Raw genomic sequence first — 6,445 nt, 5'->3', positions numbered from 1 at the left:
TGTAGGAGCTGCCGGAGGTTCGGGCCGCGTTCGGACGATCTTTTGATCTTGCTTTTGCGATCTGGAGATTACTGAAGATTAAGATCAAAAAGATCGTCAGAACGCGGCCCGAACCTTCGGCAGCCCCTACAGATATTTCGTTATATGTGTTCCCCGGGATTCCGTGAAGAACCTTTTTAATGTCTGCTTTTCAGTCCAGGCGTTCCGGGTAAGTCACCACTAGATACGCCACCGCCTCACTGTCGGCCGGGTTGCGGTAGCGGTGGGGCTGGTCCGCATAGAACAGGATCGAGTCGCCGGTGGAGAGCAGGTAGCGCTCGTCGTTGACGCTGATCTCCAGCACACCCTGAGCCACCACCAGGTTTTCCTGCACGCCCGGGCCATGCCCTTCGGACTGATCCACTCCCAACGGGCTCAAGCGCAGTTCGTAAAACTCCGATTGGCGCGCCACGTCGAACGGAAACAGCGCGCGGCTGACAAAGGCGCCGCTGGCACTGACCAGGCGTTTGCTCTGGCTGGCCGCCAGCACCGCCACCCCTTCGAAGGCCCGATGCTCCAGAAAGGCGGCCACCGACACCTTCAAGCCCTTGGCGATTTTGCACAGCACCTTGATGGACGGCACGCTGCGCCCGGACTCGATCTGCGCCAGCATCACCCGGCTCACACCACACTGCCGGCCCAGGGCGTCAAGGGAAAGATGACGCTTGCTCCGCAGGCGTTGCAAGTTCTGTGCGACCCGTTCGCAGATCGGGTCTTCTTCCAATGGTTCCAGGTTGTTCAAATTCAGCACGGGTTCGTCGGCGCTCGCCAGAAAGCGCGAGGTTTCTTGCGCATTCACGCGTGACGCGTCTCGCTGGCTTTAGCGGCTTGCACCCACTGAGCGGCCTGCAAACCTGCATTGCGTGCGTACATTTCCCACATGGCCCGCGCCCGTTGCTGAGCCTGTTTGCGTTTGCGGTAGCTGGCGAAGTCGATGACGTTGGCTGTCGGATTCATGGGGCACTTCACTGTGATGGTAAATGACGGGATGAACTGAAGAGTACCCGGATAGTTATATAACTATAAATACTGATTTTTTATTTATTAATTCTTTTTGGTTATTTTAAATTCAAGCAATTGGACCGAGGTCTGACCCAAGGGACGGAACGGAGCAGCTTAAGCTAATTCCAAAAAGATATTTGTTTGTGCTTTTTAAGATCTATTAGCTTTATAGACCTTGGAAAGTGTGCCGGGAGCTCCTGTGACTATCATTCAATCCTCTTTTGCGACTGCCCGGCCCGAGTCTGCTCCACGACTTGCGCAACCCTGCGACGATCAAGCCAATGAGGATGATGTGGTCCTCGAGCTGCGAAACGTCACCAAAGCTTATCTGCGAAAAAAAGGTTCTTCTGCGCCACCGGCAGTGAGCAATGTCAGCTTGAAGGTGCGTCGGGGCGAGGTCTTGTGCTTGATGGGGACGTCTGGAAGCGGCAAGTCGACGTTGTTGCGTCACATCAACCGCTTGATCGAACCCACGAGTGGTGAAGTCTTGATCGAAGGTCAAGCGATCAGCGGGTTGAGCCACAAGGCTTTACGTGATTTGAGGTCGCGACGCATCGGTATGGTGTTTCAGCATTTTGGTTTGTTACCTCACCGCACAGTGCTGGATAACGTCGCGCTTCCATTGGAGTTGCGCGGCGAACGTGAGTCGATTCGTCACGCGGCAGCCTCCCTGCAGTTGCAGGCGGTAGGGCTGGAAGGTTGGGGTGAGCATTATCCGCATGAGCTCTCCGGCGGCATGCAGCAACGTGTCGGCCTGGCACGGGCCTTGGTGACGGAGCCTGAAATTCTGCTGATGGACGAGCCTTTCAGTGCTCTGGACCCAACCATCCGCCGAGATCTGCAAAGCCATTTCCTTGCACTGGCCCGCGAGCGCGGCATCAGCACCTTGCTAGTCACGCATGATCCGGCCGAAGCCATACGCCTGGCAGACCGAATAGCTGTGCTGCGCCATGGCCGTCTGGTGCAGTTGGGCACTCCAGAACAGTTGCTTGAACATCCCGCTGACGCCGAAGTCGCGGACTTTTTTCGGGACTGCACATCCACACCATCCCCTCTGTACAGCGTGGACAGCGTTAGCTTCAAGGCTCCAGAAAGTGAACTGCGCGAGCAGTCCGCTTCCCCTGGCTTGCGTGGGTGGCAAGCTCTTTTGCTGGGGCCGGCGGCCCTGGCGGCGCGGGGTAAGGGCGGATTGTTCTGGCTTACGTTTGCCAGCGAACTCGCGGCATTGGCCGTCCTGGGTCAAGGCATTGCCAGTTCATCGTTGTTTGCGGTGCTGGCGGCAGTCGCCGTGTTCGCTGCCAGCCGCTTCACTGCGCTCTCGCTGAGCCGCGCGCCTGTGCGACGAAACGCATCGGGTTGGGGTCTGTCCTTGGTGGTACTGCTGGTCAGTCAGGCCTTGGTGGTCTGGCGAGTCATTACGCCTGACACGACGAATGCGGTGCTGCAGTTCCCGGCCAATCGCCAGGCGCTACTGCTGGCAGCGCAGAGCATTGACGAATTTATCGGTTGGTCTCAGGTCACGTTCGAGGGGGCGTTTATCGGCGTGATCGTTGCCGTTCGCACCGTCATCGAAGGGATTGAAAACCTGCTGGGCTGGCTGCCCTGGACGGTGTCGGCGCTGGCGCTGGTGTTACTGGCCTGGCGTTCGGCTGGCGTCGCGTTGGCGCTGACCAGCAGCGCGGCGTTGTTGTACATCGGCCTGTTCGGCTTCTGGGAGCGAACCATCGCTACGCTGGCGCTGGTCGGTTCGTCGGTACTGATTGCTCTGGTCATCGGTGTGCCCACCGGCATTCTGCTGGCGAAGCGGGCGCTGGTACGACGGCTGCTCACACCTTTGCTGGATGTCATGCAGACGCTGCCAACCTTTGTCTACCTGATTCCTGCCGTGGCGTTCTTCTCGGTGGGCAAGACCCCGGCCGTGATCGCGACGGTGATTTTCGCGCTGGCGCCGATGATCCGTTTGACCTCGTTGGGTATTCAGGAAGTACCGAAGGACGCTGTCGAGGCTGCCGTCGCGCACGGTGCCAGTCCTTGGCAAACCCTGATCAAAGTGCAGCTGCCGCTCGCTCGCCGTTCGCTGTTGCTGGGGATTAACCAGACGATCGTCATGAGCCTGTCGATGGTGGTTGTGGCCGCGCTGATCGGCGCCGGCGGACTGGGTTATGACGTGATGACAGCACTGCGCAATATCAAGGGTGGCGAGGGCATGCTCGCCGGCGTGGCGATTGTCCTGTGCGCGCTGATCCCTGACCGAATCATTCAATCGAGCTTGCGCAAGCAAGATCACCTGCACAACTAACGTGAGACTTGTCATGAAGACACACTTATCGCGCACTGTGGGCGCAGCCGCGCTGCTGGCCTCCCTGATTCTCCCGGCAACCGTGTTGGCCAAGGACAAGATCGTCATTGGCGAGCAGAACTGGACAGGTGCAATCGCCATTCAGAACATCCTCGCAGAGGTGATCAAAACCCGACTGGACGGCGATGTATCGTACCTGGCCGGGGATGTCGCGGTGCTGTTCAGTGCCGCCGCGAAAGGCGACGGCTCGGTTGATGTGTTGACCGACATCTGGCTGCCCAACCAGTCGGCTGCCTGGGCCAGGTACGTCACGGGTGGCCCCCGTTCACTGGTGCCAAACGTCAAGCCTTATGCGGGCGAACAAGGGTTCTATATCCCCGGGTATTTGCAGGACAAATACGGCGTTAAATCCATCTACGACCTGAAAAAGCCCGAAGTGGCCAAGCTGTTTGAGCCACTGGGCGGCGGCAAGGCTGAGTTGCTGGTGGGGCCGGCGGGCTGGGAGTCGACTTACATTGGCCAGATCAAGGCCAAGGATTACGGGTTTGCCGATAAATTCGAGTCGGTGTCCACGGAAGCTTCGGTGACCTATGCCAAGCTGGCCTCGGCCTACAAGGCGCAACGTGGCGTGGTGTTTTATGCCTACACCCCGGACTGGATCTTCTCGGCCTATGACCTGCGTCGCCTGGAAGAGCCCGCATTCGACGGCTACGCCCAGGACAACAAAAAAGGTGACCCGCTTTACAAGGTCGATGGCTGCTGGAAATTCATCAGCCCGACGGTCGATCCCGACTGGCTGAACAAAAGTCAGATTACCTGTGCCTTCCCGGATGCCAAGGTTCATGTCCTGGCGTCCGCAGCCTTGCAGACACGCGCCCCGAAAATTGCTGAGTTCCTGAAGAATGTCGCCATCGACCCGGCGCAGCTCAATGAGCTGATCCTGAAGATCGAAAAGGAAAAACTGCCGGCTGACGTCGCGGCCAAAGAGTGGGTTCAGGCGAACACCGCCAAGGTTGATCAATGGCTGTCCGCGTCGGCGCCTAAAGTGAGTGCAAGCCAATGAGTCAAGTCTCTTTGCGTTTACTCGATGGCGGTATGGGGCGCGAGCTGAAACGTATCGGGGCGCCGTTTCGTCAGCCTGAATGGTCAGCGCTCGCACTGATCGAGGCACCCGAGTTTGTGCTTCGGGCTCATAGGGCGTTCGTGGATGCCGGTGCCCGGATAATCACCACCAACAGCTACGCGGTTGTGCCTTTTCATATAGGTGAAGAGCGCTTTGCCGCGAAGGGGCGAGTGCTGGCTGAACGGGCTGGGCGGCTCGCTCGTCAGGCGGCGTCTGAGAGTGCCGAGCCGGTGACCGTGGCCGGCTCGTTACCGCCGGCTCTCGGATCCTATCGGCCGGACCTGTTCGATCATCAACGTTCTGTCACGATCCATCGAGAGCTTATTGCTGGGTTGCGGGCGCATGTCGATGTCTGGTTAGCGGAAACTCAGAGTTCTACGGCTGAAGTCAGGGCGGTAGCGCAGGCGCTGGGCGCAGAGCTCAAACCGCTGTGGGTGTCGTTTACGCTTCTGGATGAGGTCAATGAGTCACCGCAACTGCGTTCCACTGAGCCAGTCGGCGAGGCGGTACGCGTGGCGGCCGAGTTGGGTGCGAGAGTCGTGCTGTTCAATTGCAGTCAGCCGGAAGTAATGGCCGCGGCACTGGCCGAAGCCCGAGATGTTCTTGATAGCCTCGACCAGAGCATTGAGCTAGGGGTTTACGCCAACGCATTTCCTCCCGTCAGCACAGAGGCCAAAGCCAATAGTACGTTGCTGGAGATTCGTAGCGATCTGGATCCCGAGTCATACTTGCGTTGGTCCAGATCCTGGGTAGCGGCTGGCGCCAGTATTGTTGGAGGATGCTGTGGCATCGGCCCAGAGCACATCGCGCAGTTGCACCTGCACTTGTTGGCGGACAGTGGGGGCGCTGGAACATGAGCGATCTTCAACAGGAAACACTGGTTGAGCAGGCGACTTTTGGTGCCGGCTGTTTTTGGGGTGCTGAGGCGTCATTCAGGACATTGCCGGGCGTGCTCGATACTCGGGTTGGTTTTGCACGGTCAGCCAAAGGTAAGTCTGAGGTGATCGAAGTCGTGCAAGTCGACTTCGATGCCAAGGTGATTACCTACAGCCGCCTGATAGAGCATTTCTGGACGCTGCGTCGGGCTAAAAAGGACGTGAATTCAAGCGAAGTCAGAGCAGTCGCCCGTCGCGGCGAAGCTGTTCACCTATGCGCTTGATCTGCGCTTCGCCTTGATCAAGGGCCTGCTGATTGGTATGCACCGAGTAGTAGCCGGTCACCAGGTCGTGGGGGTGTTTTACGGCTGAGCCGAGCACAAAGGAGGTCTCACCCTGTGCGACGAAATCGATGGCTTGGGTTGACGCCTCAAACACCGCCAGTTCCCCGGAGCTAACAGCACTGTCTGCTTCAAGTCGGCCCTGATTGACTGCCAGCCAGGCCACGGTATGGCCGGCCGGAGGGGTGTAGCGCCAGCGCTCACCGTCTTTCAAGCGCACGGCAAGGTAGGCCATGTCTGCGGGTGCAGGGATGGCGCTCTTCACGGTGCCGTAACGCCCCAGCAGCACGAACGCGGGACCTTCTTGCGCAATCTGCGAAGGGGCAAGGTAGACGCTTTGTGCCGGCGCGTTTTCTTCCGACGGAGGCAGCGCAATCCACAACTGGAATCCCAGCATCGCCCCTTCTCCAATCGGGGAACCGGTGTGCCAGACCCCGTTACCAGCGCGCATCCATTCGACGCCGCCAGCGGGTAGAACGCCTTTCTCGCCGGTCGTGTCTTCATAGGCGACTTCGCCGGCAATCATAAAGGTCAGCGTCGCAATGCCAGAGTGCGGGTGCATGCCGAAGCTATGACGCTTGGCTTGCGGCTGCATGCTGAAGAGGTCAAGAAACACAAACGGCTTCAACAACTGGCCCAGGTCGCCAGGGCTCATGAGGCGTGTGACAGGCCCGTGCTTGCTGCCGCGTGTACGGTGGATGATGGCGCGCGTCGCCGAGTTGTGTTCGTGGCTGGGAATGCTGCTCAAGCTTGATTGCGCGTTCAT

General features: G+C 58.9%; 7 protein-coding genes. 4 read left to right on the top strand and 3 right to left on the bottom strand.

All coding sequences use genetic code 11. The features are described 5' to 3' along the window. Nucleotides 1–190 precede the first annotated feature (190 nt). Both AC1DKH_RS27185 and AC1DKH_RS27180 read right to left on the bottom strand, forming a co-directional pair. Nucleotides 191–781 carry a helix-turn-helix domain-containing protein gene (locus AC1DKH_RS27185; protein WP_477799876.1) on the bottom strand — a complete coding sequence of 197 codons (591 nt, stop codon included), beginning with the start codon at nucleotides 779–781 and terminating at the stop codon, nucleotides 191–193. Nucleotides 782–834: 53 nt separating this feature from the next. Beyond that, on the bottom strand, nucleotides 835–996 hold the full coding sequence (locus tag AC1DKH_RS27180; protein ID WP_414873507.1) for a hypothetical protein: 162 nt from the start codon (nucleotides 994–996) through the stop codon (nucleotides 835–837). Between the two features lie 454 nt (nucleotides 997–1,450). Here AC1DKH_RS27180 and AC1DKH_RS27175 point away from each other — a divergent pair, with 454 nt between their 5' ends. From AC1DKH_RS27175 to AC1DKH_RS27160, 4 genes are read left to right on the top strand one after another with little or no spacing between them, the layout of a single operon-like run. Beyond that, on the top strand, nucleotides 1,451–3,340 hold the full coding sequence (locus AC1DKH_RS27175; protein ID WP_477799875.1) for an ATP-binding cassette domain-containing protein: 1,890 nt from the start codon (nucleotides 1,451–1,453) through the stop codon (nucleotides 3,338–3,340). Nucleotides 3,341–3,353: 13 nt separating this feature from the next. Then, nucleotides 3,354–4,403, top strand: a complete 1,050-nt coding sequence (locus AC1DKH_RS27170) for an ABC transporter substrate-binding protein (RefSeq protein WP_477799874.1) — start codon at nucleotides 3,354–3,356, stop codon at nucleotides 4,401–4,403. Next, nucleotides 4,400–5,320, top strand: a complete 921-nt coding sequence (locus tag AC1DKH_RS27165) for a homocysteine S-methyltransferase family protein (RefSeq protein ID WP_477799873.1) — start codon at nucleotides 4,400–4,402, stop codon at nucleotides 5,318–5,320. Before AC1DKH_RS27170 ends, AC1DKH_RS27165 begins: the two co-directional genes overlap by 4 nt. After that, nucleotides 5,317–5,622 (top strand): peptide-methionine (S)-S-oxide reductase, encoded by a 306-nt coding sequence (locus tag AC1DKH_RS27160; RefSeq protein WP_477799872.1) that lies wholly within the window; start codon nucleotides 5,317–5,319, stop codon nucleotides 5,620–5,622. The genes AC1DKH_RS27165 and AC1DKH_RS27160 overlap by 4 nt, the downstream gene beginning before the upstream one ends. Here the strand turns inward: AC1DKH_RS27160 and AC1DKH_RS27155 are convergent. Then, entirely contained in the window at nucleotides 5,576–6,445 is an 870-nt protein-coding gene (locus AC1DKH_RS27155) for a pirin family protein (RefSeq protein WP_477799871.1), read from the bottom strand. The genes AC1DKH_RS27160 and AC1DKH_RS27155 overlap by 47 nt on opposite strands.

Source organism: Pseudomonas sp. 05L36 (assembly GCF_056398125.1).
The sequence above is the reverse complement of the archived record's forward strand: the minus strand, read 5'-3'. Positions and strand labels throughout refer to the sequence as shown.